This is a genomic window from Bacillus carboniphilus (assembly GCF_020524035.2).
Classification (GTDB): domain Bacteria; phylum Bacillota; class Bacilli; order Bacillales; family JAIVKR01; genus Bacillus_CC.
In genome coordinates this window covers 1,791,917-1,813,879 of sequence record NZ_CP129013.1, presented here as the reverse complement: position 1 = coordinate 1,813,879, position 21,963 = coordinate 1,791,917, and the positions used below count along the sequence as shown (strand labels likewise).

Sequence of the window (21,963 nt, the reverse complement as noted above, 5' to 3'; positions counted from 1 at the left end):
TAATAATATTCCTTTATTTTCATAAAAATGATCAAATATTGTATTTTATGTTATCTTTATTATATTAAAAAAGGAGGGGTTGAGTTGTTGCACGTTAGTATAGAAGAAGCTGGATACAGTGAAAGGCAACCTTTCATCCAAAATGTACGATTTACTGTTCGTCAAGGAGAGATGGTTGGTCTAATTGGGCATAATGGAGCTGGTAAAAGTACAACGATTAAATCTATATTAGGCATTGTTAAACATATGAAAGGGGACATTCATATTAATGACAAGTCGAACATTTCTTATATACCTGAACAGCCTGTTTTTTATGAGGAACTAACCTTATGGGAGCATTTAGACACTATGGCTGCCGTTATGGGGAAAGAAGATGATAAGTGGATGAAGCAAGCAAACAGACTTATTGGTTTGTTTGATATGCAAGCAGCTATACATAAACTACCTAGTAGCTTCTCAAAAGGAATGCAGCGCAAAAACTACAAATCATTCAAGCACTTACTCTCTCGCCTGACATGCTCATTATAGATGAGCCTTTCATTGGGTTAGATCCTTTAGCTCAAAAAACCTTTATTGATCTATTGGAAGAGGAACGGGCAAGTGGTACTTCTATCCTAATGTCCACACATGTTCTGGATGCTGCTGAGAAGCTATGCGACCGATTTGTATTTATGTCTAATGGGAACATGCTTGCCGAGGGAACCTTTGCTGATTTTAGAGATAAAATAAATAATAGAGAAGCTAGTTTATTAGAATGCTATATTGAATTAAAAAAGGATCCAAACCTATGATAGGAATGAGACTAGCTTCTAATCGAATTTATTTATCTTTTCACCAACAATGGAAGAGTTGGAAATCAGTCATTGATTGGATGTATATTGTCTATTTTGGGATGCCGCTTCTATTCTTTCTTTGGATAACTTATAAAGGTTGGCTGGATACGTCTGTTTCATCCTTTACTTTTCAATCCATCTGGTTTGGAATTGGTTGGTTTTTACTTGCTTACCTGAACGCCATTCACTTTCACATAAAAGAAGCAGATGCCCACTATTTATTCCAAAAAAAGAAGATTTACTCACAGATGAGAAACACGGTTTTCTTTTACCAACTTTTTCTTATAGGTTTAAAATGGATCGGTGTAGGAATGATCATTTGGCCGTTGTTATTTGATCAAATACCCTTGATTACTTATACTGTTTATATTGTCTATGGAATGATCCTGAATAGCTTGATCATGTTAAGTGATTACGTACTTTTTAATCAAAAGTGGAAAAAAGCTCTTTTATTTTTTGGTTATTTAGTGGGACATCTATATTTATGGCTGATTTTTAATGCTCTACAAACGGTGATTGTTTTATGTTTGCTGATAGGAGTGTGTTGGTTTTTACATAAAGATGTAATCTATACGGTCAAAAGGTTTCAACAAGATGTAATATTATCACATAATAAAAAAGCGAAGTTTACTTCGCTTATTTTTTCACTGCACAATATGAATATTGAAAAAACAGTCGAACTTCCTACCATAAAAAAGCCAAAAGAGACCATTAAATTATGGAAGCGTTCAAAACGTATTTACAAAAAGAGAACCTCCAAAAATGGGTTTAAAGAGCTCTTTTTCAAACGTTTTATACGAGGAGAAATGGTTAAAGTATTACTACCATTTATTTCGATTATGACTATAGCTATTTTTCAATTATCAACTCCCTTAAAAGTTGCTTTGCTTTTTGCTGCTGGATTTGGTTTATACTTTTGGTGTAGGGGTGTTTTTGACCACTTACATAACCATGACTCAATAAAGAGACTAACGAATCAATCAAATGAATATTTAGTTGCTAGACATCAAGCAAGTCGAATTATCATGGTTTTAACGATGTCATTTATCGGAATTTTTGTACTAGTTTTAGTACTAATAAGACGAATCTTAATTCAATAAAATAAACGGTTGAAAGGACTGAGTGAATGAATTGGTTAGAAGAAGTAGAAAAAAAGAAAACATCAGTTGATAGAGGATACACAATCATTTTTAAAAATTAAAAGCGTTTTAGATGAAAGCAGTGTGCGAGAAGGAGCCCCTTTCGGAGAAGGGGTTAATGATGCGCTTGAACATCTAGTAGAAAAGGGGCAGCTGGATGACTTTAAGGTGAAAAATCTATCCGGTTATGCAGCTCATCTTGAAATGGGCTCTGGAGAAGATTTGGTTGGAATATTATGTCACGTTGATGTAGTGCCTGAAGGATCAGGTTGGACAAGTGATCCTTTTGGAGCAGAAATACGAGATGGGAAAATTTATGCTCGTGGTGCAATAGATGATAAAGGACCTACAATGGCAGCCTATTATGCAATGAAAATGGTGAAAGAATTAGGTTTACCTTTATCAAAAAGAGTTCGCATGATTATTGGAACAAATGAGGAAAGTGATTGGAAATGTGTAGAGCATTATTTTAAGCATGAGGAGATGCCCACAATTGGATTTGCACCTGATGCAGACTTTCCAATTATTTATGCTGAAAAAGGAATCATTGATGGACAAATCCATTTATCTCTACAAGACGAATCCTCTGAAATGGTATTACGTTCATTTAAAGCTGGAAGTCGTTTGAATATGGTACCTGAACACGCAGAAGCCATCATGACCTATGACCAAGGGGAAACTATCAAGGAGGATTTTAAGAACTATATACAGAAACTTGGTATAGAGGGTGAAGTTCAATTAGGTGATGATGAAGTTAAGTTTGTTTTAAAAGGGAAGTCTGCTCACGCAATGGAACCGAATAAAGGTGTAAACGCAGGTGTTTTGCTTGCGAAATTTTTAGTAGATCTCCCTCTAAATAGAAGGGGACTAGAGTATGTTAAGTGGATAACAAGATCTTTTGAAAATGATACGAGAGGTCGCGAATTAGGCATTCATTGTTCAGATGATATTAGCGGAGAATTGACAATCAATGCGGGGATCTTTACCTTTGATGAAAATCAATCATCGATTGGTGTCAATATACGTTATCCAGTGACTGCTTCAGGAAAAGAGATTTCAAAGAGCCTCTCAACATTAAAAAATTGTCGATTTGACGTATCTGTTGATATGGAGCCAAGTCATGTTAATAAAGAGCACCCTTTAATAAAAAAATTGTCAAAGGTATATGAAGAACAAACAGGGGAGAAAGCAGAGCTTATTTCAATTGGTGGTGGAACCTATGCTAGGTCTTTAGAAGCTGGGGTAGCCTTTGGACCTCTTTTTCCAGGAAGAGAGGATGTTGCCCATCAAAAAGATGAATATATTGATATAGAGGACTTAGTAAAAGCGACCGCTATTTATGCACAAGCTATTTATGAATTAGCCAAGTGACAAATAGTGTTGTTCTTTTATAACCCACCCAGGCTTTTCTTTTTAGCCTGGGTGGGTTATAAACGTTAGTTTGTGAATAAGTCACTTGTTAAATATCTTTCGCCACTATCAGCTGCCATACACACGATAACCTCATCTTTAGAAAGCTTTTTAGCCACTTGGATGGCTGCATAACAGGCCGCTCCAGAAGAAGGACCGACTAATATGCCTTCTTTACGTGCTAGGGCAATTGTGGTTTCATATGCCTGTTGATCATTAATTTGAATAATTTCATCATATATGGATTGATTTAAAATTTCAGGTATAAATCCTGGACTCGTTCCTACTAGTTTATGTTTACCTGGCTTTCCCCCTGACAGAACAGGAGAACCTTTTGGTTCAACAACATGAATGGATAATGGATCGTAATATTCCTTTAAAATTTCTCCTGTCCCAGTAATGGTTCCACCTGTTCCAGCAGTACTAACAAATGCCCGAAGAGGAGTGCCCAATTCATTCATGGCGTTAATAATTTCTTTGGCAGTTGAATGGCGATGAGCGTCAACATTTGCTATATTTTTAAATTGCATAGGGATGAAGCTGTTTGGAATGGAGCTTGCAATTTCTTCCGCTTTCTTTATTGCACCCGGCATTTTTTCACTGCTAGGTGTTAAAATGACTTTAGCACCATAAGCTTTAAGAAGGTTAATTCTCTCTTGTGTAGAACTGTCGGGCATGACCATAATGGCTTTATAACCTTTGGCAGCTGCATTCATTGCTAGTCCTATCCCGGTATTTCCGCTAGTAGGTTCAATAATGGTCGAGCCTGGTTTCAAAATCCCTGCTATTTCAGCTTCTACTATCATATTGTAAGCAGCTCGATCCTTTACGCTTCTAGTTGGATTTAAATATTCTAGTTTCAAAAAAATAGTGGCCCCATCTGCAGGGTGGAGGTGGTTTAATTTCACGAGAGGAGTGTTCCCAATTAATTGTGAGATGTTGTTGACTACTTTCATATGTAACCATCCCTCTACTTAAAGATTTTAAGATTTTAATCTGTATAAACATATCTTATAGGAAGGGGAGAAGATGATGCAACCACATTACTTTTTAGGTCTTGAAGTAGATAAAGAATTAGCAACAGCCGTATCTTATTGGTTAGGTGGAACAATGGGAAATCACTTTAAACAATATGTACATCCTTTAGATTATCATATTACTGTTGCTTTTTTAGGGGATCGAAATCCAAAGCAAATAGACGGTCAACTTGCCGATATTATAGGTGAAATACCTTCAATTAAAATGGAATTAACTGAAGTAGATCTGTTTGGCCTTGAAAAAAAACCACGAATCTTCTGGATAGGCTTAAAATATAATCAAAGCTTATTTTTCTTAAAGAAAGAAGTAGACAAAATTATTGCCGAACATGGATACAAAATAGACACTCGTCCCTATACTCCTCATATTACCTTATCGAAAAGGTGGATAAGTGAAAATGAATTTCAAAGAGAGAAGATCAATCATTTATTTCCATTTAAGGGACATACATTTAGCGTCAATGAATTACATCTTTATGAAACGAACATTCATCGCTCTCCAAAATATAAAAAGATCCAATCATGGGAATTTACAGAAAAATAAACAGAATTGGATGAATTTTTATGTACAACTTATGAATTGTAAGGTGATCAAACATGGCACAACTTATTAAACTAAAAGATTATGTTTCGCGCTATGAAAAAAATTTAAATCAATATGCTAGTCAATTTATCCATTATAAAAAGAAACAGTGGGAAGAAATGAAAGAGAGTTTTCAAGATATAGAAGTGCAAAATAAGGAATTCGATAAACCTCGTATAAACTCCTTCTTATCAAAAAAGCGTTTAAGTAATGATGATCAAAAACCAACAACGAAAAATATTGATCATTTAAAAAGAGATTTTTTAGATCAAATTTTTGAGAATCAAGTTTTATGGGCTAGCTCCACACTCATCGAAAGTTCTAAAGTTGATCATGCCATGTTTCAAAACAAAGAATTACGGTATTTATTACAAAGATTTCCTGATTCCTTTCTATTTATGTATAAACCCGTTTTTAAGGTGCAGAAAGCTTATATGGAGCTTGATATAATCTTGATTACTCCTTTAGAAATTATTTGTATGACAATCTTGAATAGTAAATATTCTTCTGTTTATATTGATACGGGGAAAAGGTTTTGGGATGTAAAAGAAGGCGGAAAAGAGCGAAAGGAAATTTCTCCATATATTCGTTTAATGAGAACGAGTAACCTCGTTCAATCTATATTAAATAAAGAGAATGTTCCGATTAAACTGAAAAAAGTTTTGTTATGTGAAAACGGCTATATTATTTCAAATAATCCAAATAATATTGAGATGATCGATCAATATAAATATCAACAATGGTTTGAGAATATGCGAAATTATTCATCACCAATGAAGGCAATCCAAATGAATGCAGCACTAGCCTTATTAAAGTATGTTGATTCTGATTCTTCATTAAGAAGTGAATGGAAGTGAATATCAGATTTACCATTGAAACATATTATAATTATTAACAGAGCTTCTGATTAAAATTGAGGGGATTTTATGCTACGAGTAAATCGTTTTTTTCAAGCGTTTTTAGACGATTATGAAACGATCACCATTTTAATTCCTAGACAAGGATACGATGGATTAGAAAAGACCTTTGTTTTATTGGATCAGGATGCATCTATTCCATTAAACATTGAAGAGAGCTATGAAGTGGAAAACCATATTAAATTCGTTTGTAAATTTAAGACGATCATTGAAATAGGGTCCTTGTATGAAATTGTTGATGAACGAGGGAGAAAAACAGATTTGCAAATAGGGGCCATCATTCGTACGAAACAATTTGATAAAGATTTTTATACAGATCAACCTTTAGGAATTTCATATTCCTCCGAAAAAATAAAAGGGAGCCTTTGGGCACCCACGGCTTTGTATGTAAAGGTTCGCCTATGGAAGTCGAACGAGCATAATATGATGGAAATGGCCTTAACTCGAGGGAATAAAGGTGTTTGGACTTTTGAGAAAAAGGGAAACTATGAAGGCTATTTCTATATGTTTTTAGTCTGTGTCAACTTAGTTTGGTATGAATTAGTGGATCCATATGCAAAAGCTGTTTCTATTAATGGAGAATGGGGAGTAGTTGTTGACTTATCCAAAACTTCAATTAGACGATTTTCCACCCCTTTTATGAAACATAAAACAGATGCTGTTATTTATGAACTTCACGTTCGAGATGCTTCTATGCATCAACGTAGTGGGATCATTGAAAAAGGTACATTTAATGGGCTAACTGAAATCCCGACAAAAACTCCCGAAGACTTGTCAACGGGATTAAGTTATTTTAAAGAATTAGGAATATCTCATATAGAACTCTTACCTGTTAATGATTTTGGTGGAGTCGATGAGAGAATGCCGTTTAGTCAATATAATTGGGGGTACAATCCTGTCCATTATCAGGCAGTAGAAGGTAGTTATTCTTCGGATCCATTTGATCCATATGCTCGAATAGAAGAGTTAAAGGAAGTCATACAAGCTTTTCATAAACAAGGAATTAAAGTCATCATTGATGTTGTGTATAATCACGTTTATATAAAAGAGCAATCTCATTTTGAAAAGTTAGTTCCTGGTTACTTTTTTCGTTATGATCAATATGGTTTTCCTTCAAATGGAACAGGTGTAGGAAATGATTTTGCATCCGAGCGTAAAATGGCTAGAAGGTATATTTTAGATAGTATTAAATATTGGCTTGAAGAATATGATGTAGATGGATTTCGATTTGATTTAATGGGAATACTTGATATCGAAACGATGAAACAAGTGTCTAAATTAACACAAGACAGGAAAAAGGATATCTTTTTACTTGGTGAAGGTTGGGATTTGCCAACAATTTTACCTTATGGAGATAAGGCAATTATCAGTAATTCTGCTCAATTACCGTTTATCTCTTTCTTTAATGATCAATTTCGTGATTCGATAAAAGGAAGTACGTTTCATTTACATGAGAAAGGATATGCCTTAGGGAATTCACATAAACGAACAGAAGTTAGAGAGTCAGTTACAGGCTCTATCCATTTTAGTAGTGTTTTAAAGGGGATTTTTGAAGAGCCAGTTCAAAGTATAAATTATGTAGAATCTCACGATAATCATACATTTTGGGATAAAATGAGTGTATGTTGTTCAGACGAACAAGAAGAGATATTAAGAAAGAGGCAAAGGCTTGCTACGTCAATGGTCATTCTTTCACAAGGAATTCCTTTTCTTCATGCAGGACAAGAATTTTATCGAACGAAAAAAGGAATAGGAAATAGTTACAACAGTATGGATGATATAAATCAGCTTGATTGGTCAAAGAGAGAGTGTTTTCATGATGATGTAGACTATGTAAAAGAACTTATCAAACTAAGGCGATCTCACGGGGCATTTAGGTTTCATACGAATAGGAAAATAAAGGATCATTTTTTGGTCATCGAGGATTTGAATCCGGTCATCAGTTATCACCTAAAGGATGTAAAAAAATATGGACCTTGGTCTGATATTGTCGTTGTTCACAATCACTTATACTTAAAAAAACAATTGATTTTACCGAAGGAAGGGACTTGGTATTTAGCATGCACACCTGAACGGTGTTCAGCTTTTGAAGTGAATGATATTATTGAAAAACAGTTGGAAATTGAAGATATAGGTACTTATATTTTGTATTGTGTATAAATTAGGTAGGATATCTATAAACGGAATGATTTATTCCTATCTTTAGAACATAGACTAGAACATTAGTTTTTCTTGACTTAAAAGACAAGAAAACGATAATATTTATAGTGATAGCTATTGTTATGCACCATTTTATTGGATATCAGTAGCTGTCTTTTTATTGTCATAAGGTATGGTTAAAACTAATATGGAGAGTACAAACTCTTATAGAGGTTGTTCAAGAAGTCCTAAAAAAATGTCGGTTGAATAACTTTGTTGGTTTGCTTTTCCGCTCCTCCGACGCACAGGAGGTGCTAGCGCAGGCATTGCTCTCGCGACGTGGCTGAACTTAGCCTGCGTTCCTTAAGCAGACCGCCTCGTTCTTGTCTAGCTTCGGCCCTTACATCCTCGAGGTCATAAGTCAAACATCTAGTGAAGGTAAAGAACACCTTCACCTTATGTTCTCCTTATGCTGGTCGGCGATGCACACGATGTGCTAGCATCATCGTTAGCCGCAGGACGCGGCTGTTCTTAGATGATGGACTTACAAAGGGCTTCAGCTTTTCTATTCAGCGTCCTTTTTTTCCCTAATTTTTGAACACGTACTTATACATTATTTAAGACATATATTTAGAAATAAATCATGAAATGTTGGGTTGAAATTGAAGCTAAATTGGTTGGAACAAATATTAGGAATAGATTGGAAAATTTCTCCTGCTGGTGGTGCAACAGGTGATGCTTTTTTTGCTGAAAAAAATGGACAAAAAATTTTTCTAAAACGTAATTCATCACCTTTTCTTGCCGTTCTATCAGCAGAAGGAATTGTACCAAAGCTCATTTGGACTAAAAGAATGGAAAACGGTGATGTTCTAACAGCTCAACATTGGTTGGATGGTAGAAAACTAAAACCTTCAGAGATGGATAGGATTGAGGTTGCTCAATTACTTCATAAAATTCATCACTCACGTGAGTTGCTGGATATGTTAAAAAGAATGGGAAAAGAAACACTGCAACCCAATGATTTTATTGTTCATATTATAAAATCAACGGATTGCGAATTTTTTTTCTTATCCAAGTGTGCAAAAAGCCGTTCAATATTTGAAAAACCATTTAGAAGATGTTGAACACGATGAGAAATCAGTTTGTCACAGTGATATTAACCATAATAATTGGTTATTAACTGATCAGAATCAACTATTCTTAATTGATTGGGATGGTGCTACTATAGCTGATCCTGCAACTGATTTAGGAATATTGTTATATAGTTATGTGAAGGAATCAAACTGGGAAACTTGGCTAGATAAATATGGAGTAAAGCTTGATGATGATTTGCGCTCTCGAATGTATTGGTATGCATTGGCGCAAACCATCATATCACTTATATTTGCTTATCAGAAGGAGAATAAAAAGGAAGTGAATGATTTATTAGCTTTTTTAACTTTTTTAGTTAATAAAATGAGTTAATTTCGCTAATCCATTGTCCAATTTGCTCCTGATGATTTTGAATGTGAATGGTCTGGTCAGAAGAGTTTTTCCCTTTTTGACTGTAGTTATATATACTTTCAAGTGATTGTTTTACGTTCGGTTGTAAATGATTATTAGCGAGGAGAGATTTAATTAACCTTTCCATTTGTTCATATTCTGACACTGTGCCACAACAGTCTAATTGGTGCTCAGCTAAAATATCTTTGAGTATAGAAATTTGATGCTCATGGTTAATTGGCATGTTAAGGCACCCCTTTTTCTAGTCTACCTTACTAATTTGCTCAACGAGCGTTCTTTTATGCAGGGACGACGAACGATAAGAAGTTGTTTATAAATTTAATCAAGAGGGACAAAATATATTTCAAAAACTGAGGTGTTTTATGAGGTTAAGAAATAAGCCTTGGGCTAAAGAATACATTGAAGATAATTGTGATTTAGTCATTCCGAATCCTCAACAATATAAAGGGAAATGGAATGAATTATTTGGAAATGATCATCCGATTCATATTGAAGTTGGAACAGGTAAGGGTCAATTTATTATCGGAATGGCTGAACAAAACCCAACGATAAATTATATAGGAATTGAACTTTTTGAAAGTGTTATTGTCGAAGCTCTAAAAAAGCTAAAAGAGACAAACCTTGAAAATGTACGTTTGTTAAATATAAATGCAAATGATTTAACTGAGATTTTTTCAAAGAATGAAATAAATTGTGTTTATTTAAACTTTTCTGATCCATGGCCGAAATCCCGTCATGAAAAGAGACGATTAACATATGCTTCATTCCTTAAAAAGTATGAAGAAATTTTAGTTGAAGAAGGAGAAATACATTTTAAAACGGATAATCAAGGATTATTTGAATATTCTTTAAAAAGTTTTTCTCAGTATGGTTTATTATTAAAGTTTCTAAGTCTAGACCTTCATAACAGTGATTTTGAAGGAAATGTTATGACTGAATATGAAGAAAAATTTTCTGCTAAAGGACAACCTATTTTCAGGGTTGAAGCTAAATATCAAAATGTAAAGTAATTTAGGGTAATCTCGCGTGGGGAGATTACTCTTTTTTTGGTAAAATAGGTTATAGGTATAGGATTTGAACAGTCTACCTTGTTCATCTATGTATTGGAGGAATGTTTAAGTGGAGACATTATCTGTTGGTCAAACAAAGTTAACGTGGTTAAATGGTGGAGTTACTCATCTTGATGGTGGAGCTATGTTTGGGGTTGTTCCCAAGCCATTGTGGTCTAAAAAATATCCTGTAAATGAGAAGAATCAAATAGAATTAAGGACAGATCCTATTCTTATACAAAAGCATGGATTGAATATACTAATTGAAACCGGGATTGGGATTAATAAAATGAATGATAAGTTAAAAAGAAACTATGGAGTCACAGAAGAGTCTTCAGTTGAGTCTTGTTTAAAGGAATTAAACCTCTCTCCAGCCCATATTGATATGGTAATTATGACTCACATGCATTATGATCATGCTTGTGGTCTGTCGAAGTGGGAAAAGGATCAGCTGGTATCAACGTTTCCAAATGCAAAGATTATTACTTCAAAAGTTGAATGGGAAGAGATGATTAATCCGAATATAAGGTCGGTCAATACATATTGGAAAGAAAATTGGCAGGCTATAGAAGGACAGGTAGAACTATTCGAAGATGAAATAGAAGTACTACAAGGAATTAAGGTAATCCATACTGGAGGGCATAGTGATGGTCATAGTATCGTGGTCATACATGAAGAAGATGAAAAGATTTTTCATATGGCGGACTTAATGCCAACACATGCTCACAATAAACCACTTTGGGTATTGGCATATGACGATTATCCAATGACATCCATCGAACAAAAAATTCATTGGATACCAAAAGGTATGAAAGGGCGAGTGTGGTTCACGTTTTATCATGATGCCTATTATAGAGCAATCAAATGGGATGAAAATGGTGAAGTTGTTGACAAAGTGTTACGAAAAAGAAACTAAAGAGCGTTTTTTGGATGAAGAAAAGGTTGACTGAAATCTTTCAAGTCAACCTTCATGTATGTTTGTTATTTTTTTTGTGCTTTTAAGATCGTCCCTGTTTCGGCATCAATAATCAATTCATACTGACTGTTTTCTCCACCTGAATTCGTGCTAATTCCAGCTTTATAAACTTTGTAGGATAGATCATTTTGTATGTAGTCCTCTGCTTCTGTATAAATCCATGATCCATCAATCATCCCTTTTTCTTTCAGCGATTCTTTTGCGAGTTGAAGAGCTTTTTCAGAAGAGATATAAGGTGTATCTAGTTTCTTTTTAACAACATAGGCTGTAAGGAGTGCAATGCTTATTCCGGCAACGGTTTTTTTCCATTTCATACAAAGGCCCCCATTTTATTGATAGTTTAAGTATAACAGAGAAGGATTGAATAAATAAAGTAGAAAGGATAGATATAGTTCGTTACAATGAAAGTGACAATAAAATATAAAGGGAGTTAGTATATGTTTTCAGAAGAAACCCATCAATTATTTCAGACTTTAACAGAACTACAAGGAGCACCAGGTAATGAATACTTAGTTCGTCAGTTTATGAAAACGGAGCTTGAAAAATATTCAGATGAAATCGTTCAAGATGGTTTAGGAGGAATATTTGGGATTAAACATAGCTCTCCAACTGCACCGAAAATTATGGTAGCTGGACATATGGATGAAGTAGGTTTTATGGTAACCTCCGTTACTGATAATGGTATGATACGTTTTCAACCTTTAGGCGGTTGGTGGAACCAAGTATTGTTAGCTCAAAGAGTACAAATTATGACAAAAAAAGGTCCGATTATCGGTGTTATTGGTTCTATTCCTCCCCACTTGTTAACTGAAGATCAAAGGAAAAGACCAATGGATATAAAAAATATGTTGATTGATGTTGGAGCAGATAGTCGAGATGAGGTAAGGGGGATGGGGATCACACCAGGGCTACAGATTGTTCCTATTTGTCCTTATACGCCAATGGCAAATGAAAAGAAAATTTTAGCCAAAGCATGGGACAATCGTTATGGATGTGGTTTAGCCATTGAGTTAATGAAAGAATTAGCTGGACAGGAGCTTTCGAACACTCTTTATGCAGGAGCGACCGTACAGGAGGAAGTTGGATTAAGAGGGGCAAAAGTTGCAGCAAATATGATCAAACCGGATTTGTTTTTTGCTTTAGATGCTTCTCCTGCTAATGATATGAGTGGTAACAAAAATGAATTCGGACAACTAGGAAAAGGTGTTCTTTTACGTATTTTAGACAAATCGATGATTATGCATCGAGGAATCCGTGAGTTTATATTAGATATGGCTGAAACAAATGACATCCCTTATCAATATTATGTCTCTCCAGGCGGCACAGATGCAGGGAACGTACATATTGCAAATGAGGGAATCCCTTCAGCGGTCATTGGTATATGCTCGAGATATATACATACACATGCTTCTATGATTCACATTGACGATTATTTAGCTGCGAAAGAACTATTGATCAAGCTTGTTCAATCTTGTGATGAGTCAACGGTTCAAACAATTAAAGAAAATGCATAAGGAAGAAAAAACACCTAAATGGACTGCTTTCCATTTAGGTGTTCGCTCAATCTTCTAAAATATAGGATAAAGCTTTAATTGCTTGATTAATAGTTTCAACTGTTACATTAGCTTTGTTCGACAGTTCTTTTAAAGGATGATGAAGGGTTTCAGGTCTTATTAAAATAAGTGGTTTATTCGAAGTAATTGCGCTACTAGCATCCATTGCAGTATTCCATTGTTTGTATTTTTCACCAAATAAAGCGATGACTAAGTCAGCCTTATTCATTAATACTTCTGTGCGTAAATTGTTTATTTGTGACGCAGCCTCATCTTTAAAGACCTTATTCGGCATTTCACCTAATATTTCTTCACCAATATTGTCTGAACGATCATGGTTTTCCATTGGGCTTACGAAGGTAATAGGCAGTTGCAGGGCTTTTGCCTTTTCTTTAAACTCATCTCTCCAAGTTGTATGTATCTCACCTGCTAAATAAACGATGATTTCCATATTTGTTCCTCCCTGTTCTTTGCTGTAAATGAAGACACTTATTAATAAACAATAAACTCTCGAATGGAAGTTTTGCTTTATTTATTGTATCATGATTTTGTTATGAATCCGAAAATGTCCTTTTAGAATATAGATAATTGCTTGAACGAACTTTAAAAAGGAGCTGTTAAGATGAAACAAATTCAAAGTATACAAGAATTCGAAGAAGCACGTAACCAGAGTCTAGGTATTTTTATGTTTACGGCTAATTGGTGTCCCGATTGCCAGGTAATTGATCCGATTCTTCCTGAAATTGAAGAGGAAAACAGCCAGTACACTTTTTATTCAGTGAATCGAGACAACTTTATTGATTTATGTGTGGAACTTAATATATTTGGAATTCCTAGTTTTGTTGCTTTTCATAAAGGAAAAGAAATAGGCAGGTTTGTAAGTAAAGAGAGAAAGACAAAAGAGCAAATAGAAGAATTTATCCAAACTTTAAAGGGTGTATCGAATGAAGATAACAGCTAGACAAATGGCGAAAATGATTGAAGAAAAACTCTCAAATCCTTCATGGGTCTCAAAATTTGATCGAGAGAGAGATGCGTTAAGAGTAGAAGACTCAGAAACGAGAAAAGGGGTCACGGTTTCTCTTCCGGAAATCATTTCTAAATATCAAGAGAATAAACAATCCGCATTAGAAGAAGTGGTTTACTACATAAAAGAAGCACTAAAAGTCATGAGTAATGATCAAAAACTAACTGGGAAGGAGAAACAAGTCTTCCCTGTTATTCGTTCCACTTCGTTCGCTATTCAAACAAATGATGAAATTCCGCTTATTTATGACGAACATACAGCTGAAACTAGAGTTTATTACGCCTTAGATCTAGGAAAAACGTATCGTTTAATTGATGAACAGTTGATGGAGAGAGAAGGCTGGAGCAAAACAAGGATTAAAGAAATGGCATTGTTTAACGTAAGATCTTTACCAACTTCATATAAAAAAGATGTTGTTGCTGGAAATACTTTTTATTTTTTAAATAGCAAGGATGGATATGACGCAAGTCGAATCTTAAATGACTCCTTTTTAAAAGACTTTAAAGAAAGTATGATTAAAGGAGAAATGGCGGTTTCAGTACCTCACCAAGATGTATTAATTATTTCAGATATTGAAAATACCTCTGGTTATGATGTTTTGCAACAACTAACGATGAGCTTTTTTGCGAGTGGGACCGTACCAATTACAGCTCTCTCATTTTTATATAATGAAGATGAGCATTTAGAGCCTATTTTTATTTTGGCGGAAAACAAACAAGAAGGGAAAGATTGAACATGATGAATGCTTTTTATAACTTTGAGGGTGTAGGAGATACGTTAATAATCTCACTAAAGGATATTGACAAGCAAAAGAGGACATTTGATCGTAAGGGAGATGTCGTGAAAATTTTTCACAAAGATACAAATGAAAGAGTCGGTTACAATATTTTTAATGCATCTAATTACATTCAAGTTAATGAGAAAGGTCCTGTATCTTTAACTGAAAACCTTGTTTCAAAATTAAACGATCTTATAAAGCAATCAGGATTTGAAGATGAATTAGAAGCGGACCTTGGCCCTAAATTTGTAGTTGGATTTGTAGAGGAAAAAGAAAAGCATCCTAATGCTGATAAATTAAGTATATGCCAAGTTAATGTAGGAAAAGAGGTTTTACAGATCGTATGTGGAGCTCCGAATGTTGAGGCCCAGCAGAAGGTTGTAGTAGCAAAGGTAGGAGCTGTCATGCCAAGTGGAATGATTATAAAGGATGCAGAGTTAAGAGGGGTTCCTTCTAGTGGGATGATCTGTTCGGCAAAAGAATTAAACCTTCCTGATGCACCGAAAGAGAAAGGAATTCTTGTATTGAATTCAGAAGAAGAAATCGGTTCTCCATTTCAGGTAAATATGTAAAAAAGCATCCTTGAGGTGCTTCTTTTATTTAATTGCTCTGTAGGATGACCATAGCCTAGTTACCATCATTGAAAGAGTGATTGATAATGAACTGGTTTACAAAACTAATGAAATATTTATTGAGTGAAGAAGAAGACTCAACTGAAAGACTCAAAAATGAGATTCTTGATCAAGAAGAGGAATATCCCAATATAACAGATGCAAAAGTGAAATATCAGTATCCAACTGGTCAATTTAGGTTTCCTATAATTGATGATCAAGAAAAGTCACCTAATATAAATTCACAGCAAGTAGAAAAAAAGCAAGATATTCACAAAAAGAAAAAAATGGCTTTTAAACCTTCTGAAACCCCTTCACCCATTTATGGGTTTAACAAGAGGGAAGACAGTAGTGTAAATGCTAAAAAGATAGATGAGCAAAATCAAAAAGAGTTTGATCCTATTTTTTTAAACCATTCTATACAATCTTCAAAAGGTGATGAAACTTCCTTTATATCTTCATTAGAAGGTGGTGAACAATCACTGGAGAGGGTGACTGAGTTGGATAATGAAAAAGAAAATATCCAATGGATGAGTGAAGAGGAAATTGCGGTCACTGTGGATGATTTAAAAGACGTAGAAGATCAAAGCAGAGAAAACCAAACTGAACAATTAATAGAAGAGGATCAAGATTTTGAAGATAAGACGCCTAGTCCGACTAGTGATACTGATTTAGATTCTGAGAAGAATAGTTCAATCATCTATGAAAAAGATTCTACTGAAAAAATAGATGCTCATTCACGATCAAAGAAAAAAGTAGGAAAAGAAAAGCAAATAGAAAATCAACATAGAAAAAGAACTGTCCCATATAATGTGATTATGTATGGGCGAGATAGAAAGCAGGAAAAAGACATTTCTCAATATCCATCTTTATCTTTATTAAATGCACCGAAAATAAGCCAAAATAATGATAAAGATTGGATAGAAAAACAGTGTTCGCTTTTAAACGAAATGTTTAAGAGCTTTAATGTAAAAGCCTCTGTTGTAAATGTTACTCAGGGACCTGCCGTTACAAGGTTAGAAGTACATCCAGAGCCAGGCGTTAAGGTGAATCGAATTACAAATTTAACAGATGACATTAAACTAGCCCTTTCTGCAAAGGATATTCGTATTGAAGCGCCTATTCCGGGGAAGAACACGATTGGAATTGAAATACCGAACGCACAAAGCAGAATGGTTACGTTAAAAGAAATTTTACGCACGAAGTCTTTCACAGAAAATCATCATTTTTTACCAGTAGCTCTTGGGTTAGATATATCTGGACAACCGGTTGTTACAGATTTAAAGAAAATGCCCCATGGATTGATAGCAGGGGCGACAGGCTCTGGGAAAAGTGTCTGTATAAATACGATGCTATTAAGTATTTTATATAAGCAAGATCCTCATCAAGTAAAGTTACTTTTGATTGATCCTAAAATGGTTGAGCTTGCTCCTTATAATGGGATTCCACACTTAGTAAGTCCTGTTATTACGGATGTCAAAGCGGCCACATCAGCTTTGAAATGGGCTGTTCAAGAAATGGAACGACGATATGAATTATTTTCTTATGCCGGCGTACGTGATATTTATCGTTTTAATGAAAAAACGTCTCGAAAAGAAGAGCGTCTCCCTTATTTAGTAATTGTCATTGATGAATTGGCAGATTTAATGATGGTGGCACCAACAGATGTAGAAGAAGCCATTTGTCGTATCGCTCAAAAAGCAAGGGCGTGTGGAATTCACTTATTAATTGCTACACAACGTCCTTCCGTCGATGTGATTACCGGCTTAATTAAAGCTAATGTTCCAACAAGAATCGCGTTCTCCGTTTCATCTCAAGTGGATTCAAGAACGATTATTGATTTTGGAGGGGCTGAAAGGTTGTTAGGAAAAGGAGATATGCTGTTTGTCGAAAATGGCTCTTCTAAACCTTTACGGATTCAAGGTACCTTTGTTTCAGATGAAGAAATTGAAAGGGTCGTTTCTTTTGTGAAAAAACAAGGAAACCCTTCTTATTTGTTTAAACAAGAAGAACTACTAAAGAATGCGGAAAAAAGCCATGCTGAAGATGAGCTTTATGAAGAAGCTTGTCTGTATATAATAGAGCAAGGGTCTGCCTCTACATCGAGTATTCAAAGGAGATTTAGAATCGGATATAACCGTGCAGCTAGATTAATGGAGTTAATGCAACAAGATGGAATAATATCCGAGCAAAAAGGAAGTAAGCCGCGTGATGTACTTGTAACATTAGAGGAGTTTTCAAATCGGCAAAATGAATAGTGAATGATTATGCACCCACAATGAGTCACGAAATTTCACTTGTATTCATGGTCTTTAAAGGTGTATCATGCTATAATGTTTTGAGATTGATTTTTATACAATAGATTGACTCGATGGATTCATGAAACGAAGGTCTTTCTAAGTGCTTGATCTTCCTTTTAAATATTAAAAAAGCTTATAAAGTATGTTTATAATAAAAGGTTACATATTTTGTTATACGTCATATACTATCATAGGGATAGACAATGTTGGAGGTTCTCTATATGACTGTTTTTCATTTTGTGGGAATAAAAGGGACTGGAATGAGTTCACTTGCTCAAATTATGCATGATATGAATCACCATGTCCAAGGTTCAGATATTGATAAAGAATTTTTTACTCAAAAGGTATTAGAAGAGCGTAATATAAAAATTTTACCTTTTAATCAAGATAATATTCAAGAAGGTCAAGTAATTATTGCAGGGAATGCCTTTAATGACGACCATGAAGAAATACAAAAAGCTCGAAAATTAAATTTACCTGTTCATCGTTATCACGAATTTTTAGGAGAATTGATGGATAAATACACGAGTATTGCTGTTACTGGTGTACATGGGAAAACGACGACAACCGGTATTTTAGCACATGTTCTTAATGGGGCAAAACCGACCTCTTTTTTAATTGGTGATGGAACGGGAAAAGGTGTTGAAAATAGTAGTTATTTTGCTTTTGAAGCTTGTGAATATAGACGTCACTTTTTAGCATACGAACCGGATTATGTGATCATGACAAATATTGATTTTGATCATCCAGATTATTTCTCAAATATTGAGGATGTTTTTGATGCTTTTCAATCATTAGCTTTACAAGTGAAAAAAGGGATTATTGCTTGTGGAGATGACGAGCAACTGCAACAAATTCAAGCTAATGTACCTGTTTTGTACTATGGATTTAATGAGGAAAATGACTTTCAAGCAAGGAATGTAGTGAAAAGTACAAAAGGTACATCTTTTGATGTATTTGTGAGAAATACTTACTATGAAACGTTTGATATTCCGGCATATGGGGATCATAATGTCCTTAACTCGTTAGCGGTCATTTCATTATGTCACTATGAGAACATCGATGTTCAAATTATTAAAGAACAATTGAAATCCCATAAAGGTGTTAAACGCAGATTTAATGAAAAAGTCGTAGGAAATCAAGTACTTATTGATGACTATGCCCATCATCAAACCGAAATCAAAGTTACAATCGAAGCTGCTAGGCAAAAGTATCCTGATCGTGAAATTGTCGCAGTCTTCCAACCACATACTTTCACACGAACAAAGTCTTTTTTAGACGAATTTGCAGAAAGCTTAAATCAAGCAGATAAAGTGTATTTATGTGAAATTTTCGGGTCTGCACGTGAAAATAAAGGTGATTTAACGATTCAGGATTTGAAAGAGCGTATTGATGATGCGGAAATCTTTAATGAAGATAATCCATCCACATTATTACATCATAAAAATGCCGTTATTTTATTTATGGGTGCCGGTGATATTCAAAAATATCAGCACGCGTACGAGCAGTTTATTCATTCTAATTAATAATTTAACGAATAAAAACCAGGTGGGATTTTTAATCTCACCTGGTTTTTTACATTCATTTCGTCGTTAGACGGGCGCTTTCGCCTTTCTTATTTTAAATTCTCTGGGTTCAATCCTTCTAATTCAGGTATGACAAACTTACCATCTTTACGGATAAGAACATCGTCAAAGTAAATTTCTCCGCCTCCATATTCAGGTCTTTGGATATTGACAATATCCCAGTGAATGTTCGAATGATTGTCATTGAAAGCATCATCGTAACATTGTCCTGGAGTGAAATGGAAGCTTCCATCAATCTTTTCATCAAATAAAATGTCTTGCATTGGGTGGAGAATATAAGGGTTAACGCCAATTGCAAATTCTCCAATGTACCTTGCACCATCATCAGTGTCCAAAATTTTATTTATACGTTCAGTATCATTGGCGGTTGCTTCAACGACTTTACCGTCTTTAAAGGTTAGTTTAATATTCTCAAATGTAAACCCTTGATATGGTGAAGGGGTATTATAGGAAATTGTTCCATTGACAGAGTGTTTAACAGGAGCTGTATAAACCTCTCCATCTGGAATGTTTAATCTACCCGCACACTTTACTGCAGGGATATCTTTTATGGAAAAAGTTATATCAGTTCCTTGACCTGTTAAGCGAACTTTATCGGTTTTATTCATTAAATCAACAAGAGCATCCATTTCTTTATCCATTTTACTATAATCGAGGGTACATACATTAAAGTAAAAGTCTTCAAATGCTTCCGTGCTCATTTTTGCAAGTTGAGCCATGGAAGCCGTAGGGTAACGAAGAACAACCCATTTTGTTTTAGGAACACGGATTTTACGATGGACTTTATCCATAATTGTTTCACCATGAATTTTCAGCTTCTCAGCTGGAACATCCGATAATTCATTAATATTATTCCCAGAACGTAAGCCAATGTATCCGTCCATTTGAGACATAACATTAGCTTCAAAATCTGCTATCTTATCAAATTGGTCATTTTTTGCTCCCATTAAAAGTGCACGATCAATGGTATGATCCTTTAATAGAACAAATGGATTCCCTCCAGCTTTATAGGCTTCATCTACTAATGCGGTTACAAGATCACGCTCTATACCAAAGTTCTCTATTAATACTTTTTCACCTTCTTGTAGGTTTACCGAATAGTTTATTAAAGAGTGGGCTAGTTTTTGTATACGTGGATCTTTCATTTTAAATAACCTCCTTTTAGTTTGCATCAAGCATAGAGACCTTTATTAAGGTAGTTTGTATCATACCAAGGCGCTTACGCTTTTCTTATGTACAATTATATTGTATCGTTTTATAGGAAGAATATAAAATTTTTTCACTTTTATAGAGGAAGTGAGGAGGAATTTGTCGAAGGACTAGGGAAATGTATACAAAATTAGTTATTGGGAAATAGTGAATTAAGTGAATTAGGTGGTGTAAGGATGATAATCATATTATATTTAAGCGTGGCTCTTATTGCAGTCGCATTTACTGTGTTAGTGGTGTACTTAGCAAAAGCTTTAAAATCTATGTCAAATACCTTAAATCAAGTTTCAGGTACTTTAGAAGGGATGGAAAAGCAATTACAGGGCATTACAACCGAGACAACTTCATTATTACATAAAACAAATGCTCTAGCAGAAGATGTTCAACAAAAATCAGAAAGATTAAATGTTTTAGTAGATGGAATTAAAGATGTTGGAACAACCGTTCAAAGTTTTAATGACTCTTTGCAAAGAGCATCCACATCAGTTTCAAACCAAGTCCATCAAAATAAGGAAAAAGTATCTCAAGTTATTCAATGGAGTAATGTTTTTATTGATATTTGGGACAAAGTGAAAAATAAAAAATCAAAATCTGAGTGAAGATACAGAAGTCTTGATTATTCTTTTTTATAAGATCAGAAAGCATAAACTTTGTCCTTAATAAGACAGTGCTTTCATCGTTGTCTAGCTCCAGCGCCCAGCGACGGGTAGCGCTTTCGACGCACAGGAGGTGCTAGCATCATCGTTGCCCACAGGACGTGGGCGCCTTTAGATGATGTTCCATTTCTCTACGATAAGTCAACGGAGACGCCTCCAGGAGGGAGGTGGATCTACGTTGCCACAGGACGTGGCTGAATTTAGTAGATCCTCCGCTTTCCGGCTTTTCGTGTTTCCTTTATCTCATGCGGGGGTCTATAAGCACCTGCGTCGCTAGACGGGCGCTTGCGCTTTTCTTAATTTTGAAAGGGGATATTGAATAATGGCGAAAAAAAAACAAGATGAAGGTGGATTTTTATTCGGTGCGTTTCTCGGAGGTCTCATAGGTGCGCTTGTAGCATTGTTATTTGCTCCTAAGAGCGGGAAAGAGTTAAGAGAAGATTTAAATTCTACAGATATTAAAAAGAAAACGAGTGATTGGACAACACAGGCTCAATCGGCGAGTAGTGAACTTGCTCAAAAAGCAAAAGGAAAAGTTGTAGATATTTCTAATTCTTTTGTTCAAAAAAATGGAGGGAGTAATGAGGAAAATAGCGAGCAATTAAATCAAGATTCTAATTACATTCCTTTACCAAATGAATCTAAAGATGAATAATG

The 21,963-nt window shown here is 34.9% G+C and carries 19 protein-coding genes and 3 pseudogenes; 17 read left to right on the top strand and 5 right to left on the bottom strand.

Annotation, left to right across the window (positions count from 1 at the left end; translation table 11 throughout):
- The first annotated feature begins 27 nt into the window (after nt 1-27).
- The 3 genes and pseudogenes from LC087_RS09220 (at nt 28) to pepV (ending at nt 3,343) form a co-directional block, all read left to right on the top strand.
- A pseudogene (locus LC087_RS09220) lies at nt 28-791 on the top strand (ABC transporter ATP-binding protein).
- The gene (locus LC087_RS09215; RefSeq protein ID WP_226539126.1) at nt 788-1,933 is read left to right on the top strand and encodes an ABC transporter permease; all 1,146 of its coding nucleotides are present in this window, start codon (nt 788-790) and stop codon (nt 1,931-1,933) included. Before LC087_RS09220 ends, LC087_RS09215 begins: the two are co-directional and overlap by 4 nt.
- Before the next feature lie 26 nt (nt 1,934-1,959).
- A pseudogene (gene pepV, locus LC087_RS09210) lies at nt 1,960-3,343 on the top strand (dipeptidase PepV).
- A 65-nt stretch (nt 3,344-3,408) separates the two neighbouring features.
- Here pepV and cysK read toward each other — a convergent pair.
- A complete protein-coding gene (cysK, locus tag LC087_RS09205; protein WP_226539128.1) occupies nt 3,409-4,338 on the bottom strand; it encodes a cysteine synthase A in 930 nt (309 codons plus the stop codon).
- 73 nt (nt 4,339-4,411) lie between these two features.
- Between cysK and thpR the strand changes: the two genes are divergently transcribed.
- From thpR to LC087_RS09185, 4 genes and pseudogenes are all read left to right on the top strand, one after another.
- Entirely contained in the window at nt 4,412-4,963 is a 552-nt protein-coding gene (gene thpR, locus LC087_RS09200; RefSeq protein ID WP_226539129.1) for an RNA 2',3'-cyclic phosphodiesterase, read from the top strand.
- 53 nt (nt 4,964-5,016) lie between these two features.
- Complete coding sequence (locus LC087_RS09195) at nt 5,017-5,859, top strand: hypothetical protein (RefSeq protein ID WP_226539130.1); 843 nt, start codon at nt 5,017-5,019, stop codon at nt 5,857-5,859.
- Between the two features lie 69 nt (nt 5,860-5,928).
- The gene (gene pulA / locus LC087_RS09190) at nt 5,929-8,079 is read left to right on the top strand and encodes a type I pullulanase (protein ID WP_226539131.1); all 2,151 of its coding nucleotides are present in this window, start codon (nt 5,929-5,931) and stop codon (nt 8,077-8,079) included.
- A gap of 635 nt (nt 8,080-8,714) precedes the next feature.
- Nucleotides 8,715-9,522 (top strand): annotated as a pseudogene (locus LC087_RS09185) (phosphotransferase).
- On the opposite strand, the gene LC087_RS09180 reads toward LC087_RS09185, so the two are convergent.
- Nucleotides 9,506-9,784 carry a YtzH-like family protein gene (locus tag LC087_RS09180; RefSeq protein ID WP_226539133.1) on the bottom strand — a complete coding sequence of 93 codons (279 nt, stop codon included), beginning with the start codon at nt 9,782-9,784 and terminating at the stop codon, nt 9,506-9,508. The pseudogene LC087_RS09185 and the gene LC087_RS09180 overlap by 17 nt on opposite strands.
- 139 nt (nt 9,785-9,923) lie before the next feature.
- On the opposite strand from LC087_RS09180, the gene trmB reads away from it, so the two are divergent.
- Nucleotides 9,924-10,571: a tRNA (guanosine(46)-N7)-methyltransferase TrmB gene (gene trmB / locus LC087_RS09175; protein ID WP_226539134.1), complete on the top strand. Its 648-nt coding sequence runs from the start codon at nt 9,924-9,926 to the stop codon at nt 10,569-10,571.
- A 109-nt stretch (nt 10,572-10,680) separates the two neighbouring features.
- The gene (locus tag LC087_RS09170; protein ID WP_226539135.1) at nt 10,681-11,526 is read left to right on the top strand and encodes a YtnP family quorum-quenching lactonase; all 846 of its coding nucleotides are present in this window, start codon (nt 10,681-10,683) and stop codon (nt 11,524-11,526) included.
- Nucleotides 11,527-11,591: 65 nt separating this feature from the next.
- On the opposite strand, the gene LC087_RS09165 is transcribed toward LC087_RS09170, so the two are convergent.
- Nucleotides 11,592-11,900, bottom strand: a complete 309-nt coding sequence (locus LC087_RS09165; RefSeq protein ID WP_226539136.1) for a PepSY domain-containing protein — start codon at nt 11,898-11,900, stop codon at nt 11,592-11,594.
- Nucleotides 11,901-12,023: 123 nt separating this feature from the next.
- Between LC087_RS09165 and LC087_RS09160 the strand changes: the two genes are divergently transcribed.
- Nucleotides 12,024-13,100 (top strand): M42 family metallopeptidase, encoded by a 1,077-nt coding sequence (locus LC087_RS09160; protein ID WP_226539137.1) that lies wholly within the window; start codon nt 12,024-12,026, stop codon nt 13,098-13,100.
- A gap of 46 nt (nt 13,101-13,146) precedes the next feature.
- On the opposite strand, the gene LC087_RS09155 is transcribed toward LC087_RS09160, so the two are convergent.
- Nucleotides 13,147-13,590, bottom strand: a complete 444-nt coding sequence (locus LC087_RS09155) for a YtoQ family protein (protein WP_226539138.1) — start codon at nt 13,588-13,590, stop codon at nt 13,147-13,149.
- A gap of 171 nt (nt 13,591-13,761) precedes the next feature.
- On the opposite strand from LC087_RS09155, the gene LC087_RS09150 reads away from it, so the two are divergent.
- From LC087_RS09150 to murC, 5 genes are all read left to right on the top strand, one after another.
- Entirely contained in the window at nt 13,762-14,100 is a 339-nt protein-coding gene (locus tag LC087_RS09150; protein ID WP_226539139.1) for a thioredoxin family protein, read from the top strand.
- On the top strand, nt 14,084-14,899 hold the full coding sequence (locus LC087_RS09145) for a DUF1444 domain-containing protein (RefSeq protein WP_226539140.1): 816 nt from the start codon (nt 14,084-14,086) through the stop codon (nt 14,897-14,899). The genes LC087_RS09150 and LC087_RS09145 overlap by 17 nt, the downstream gene beginning before the upstream one ends.
- Before the next feature lie 5 nt (nt 14,900-14,904).
- Nucleotides 14,905-15,516, top strand: a complete 612-nt coding sequence (ytpR, locus tag LC087_RS09140) for a YtpR family tRNA-binding protein (protein ID WP_226539280.1) — start codon at nt 14,905-14,907, stop codon at nt 15,514-15,516.
- Nucleotides 15,517-15,602: 86 nt separating this feature from the next.
- Nucleotides 15,603-17,813, top strand: a complete 2,211-nt coding sequence (locus LC087_RS09135) for a DNA translocase FtsK (RefSeq protein WP_226539141.1) — start codon at nt 15,603-15,605, stop codon at nt 17,811-17,813.
- 263 nt (nt 17,814-18,076) lie between these two features.
- Nucleotides 18,077-19,381 (top strand): UDP-N-acetylmuramate--L-alanine ligase, encoded by a 1,305-nt coding sequence (gene murC / locus LC087_RS09130; RefSeq protein ID WP_226539142.1) that lies wholly within the window; start codon nt 18,077-18,079, stop codon nt 19,379-19,381.
- A gap of 89 nt (nt 19,382-19,470) precedes the next feature.
- On the opposite strand, the gene LC087_RS09125 is transcribed toward murC, so the two are convergent.
- Nucleotides 19,471-20,586, bottom strand: coding sequence for an aminopeptidase (locus LC087_RS09125; protein ID WP_226539143.1), 1,116 nt, complete (start codon nt 20,584-20,586; stop codon nt 19,471-19,473).
- Nucleotides 20,587-20,826: 240 nt separating this feature from the next.
- Between LC087_RS09125 and LC087_RS09120 the strand changes: the two genes are divergently transcribed.
- Nucleotides 20,827-21,249: a DUF948 domain-containing protein gene (locus LC087_RS09120; RefSeq protein ID WP_226539144.1), complete on the top strand. Its 423-nt coding sequence runs from the start codon at nt 20,827-20,829 to the stop codon at nt 21,247-21,249.
- A gap of 379 nt (nt 21,250-21,628) precedes the next feature.
- The gene (locus tag LC087_RS09115; protein WP_226539145.1) at nt 21,629-21,961 is read left to right on the top strand and encodes a YtxH domain-containing protein; all 333 of its coding nucleotides are present in this window, start codon (nt 21,629-21,631) and stop codon (nt 21,959-21,961) included.
- Nucleotides 21,962-21,963 lie beyond the last annotated feature (2 nt).

Bases quoted from the DNA above. Each gene is read 5' to 3' on its own strand.
- LC087_RS09215 (WP_226539126.1), top strand. From the start codon at position 788: ATGATAGGAATGAGACTAGCTTCTAATCGAATTTATTTATCTTTTCAC.
- cysK (WP_226539128.1), bottom strand. From the start codon at position 4,338: ATGAAAGTAGTCAACAACATCTCACAATTAATTGGGAACACTCCTCTC.
- thpR (WP_226539129.1), top strand. From the start codon at position 4,412: ATGATGCAACCACATTACTTTTTAGGTCTTGAAGTAGATAAAGAATTA.
- LC087_RS09195 (WP_226539130.1), top strand. From the start codon at position 5,017: ATGGCACAACTTATTAAACTAAAAGATTATGTTTCGCGCTATGAAAAA.
- pulA (WP_226539131.1), top strand. From the start codon at position 5,929: ATGCTACGAGTAAATCGTTTTTTTCAAGCGTTTTTAGACGATTATGAA.
- LC087_RS09180 (WP_226539133.1), bottom strand. From the start codon at position 9,784: ATGCCAATTAACCATGAGCATCAAATTTCTATACTCAAAGATATTTTA.
- trmB (WP_226539134.1), top strand. From the start codon at position 9,924: ATGAGGTTAAGAAATAAGCCTTGGGCTAAAGAATACATTGAAGATAAT.
- LC087_RS09165 (WP_226539136.1), bottom strand. From the start codon at position 11,900: ATGAAATGGAAAAAAACCGTTGCCGGAATAAGCATTGCACTCCTTACA.
- LC087_RS09160 (WP_226539137.1), top strand. From the start codon at position 12,024: ATGTTTTCAGAAGAAACCCATCAATTATTTCAGACTTTAACAGAACTA.
- LC087_RS09155 (WP_226539138.1), bottom strand. From the start codon at position 13,590: ATGGAAATCATCGTTTATTTAGCAGGTGAGATACATACAACTTGGAGA.
- LC087_RS09150 (WP_226539139.1), top strand. From the start codon at position 13,762: ATGAAACAAATTCAAAGTATACAAGAATTCGAAGAAGCACGTAACCAG.
- LC087_RS09145 (WP_226539140.1), top strand. From the start codon at position 14,084: ATGAAGATAACAGCTAGACAAATGGCGAAAATGATTGAAGAAAAACTC.
- ytpR (WP_226539280.1), top strand. From the start codon at position 14,905: ATGAATGCTTTTTATAACTTTGAGGGTGTAGGAGATACGTTAATAATC.
- LC087_RS09135 (WP_226539141.1), top strand. From the start codon at position 15,603: ATGAACTGGTTTACAAAACTAATGAAATATTTATTGAGTGAAGAAGAA.
- murC (WP_226539142.1), top strand. From the start codon at position 18,077: ATGACTGTTTTTCATTTTGTGGGAATAAAAGGGACTGGAATGAGTTCA.
- LC087_RS09125 (WP_226539143.1), bottom strand. From the start codon at position 20,586: ATGAAAGATCCACGTATACAAAAACTAGCCCACTCTTTAATAAACTAT.
- LC087_RS09120 (WP_226539144.1), top strand. From the start codon at position 20,827: ATGATAATCATATTATATTTAAGCGTGGCTCTTATTGCAGTCGCATTT.
- LC087_RS09115 (WP_226539145.1), top strand. From the start codon at position 21,629: ATGGCGAAAAAAAAACAAGATGAAGGTGGATTTTTATTCGGTGCGTTT.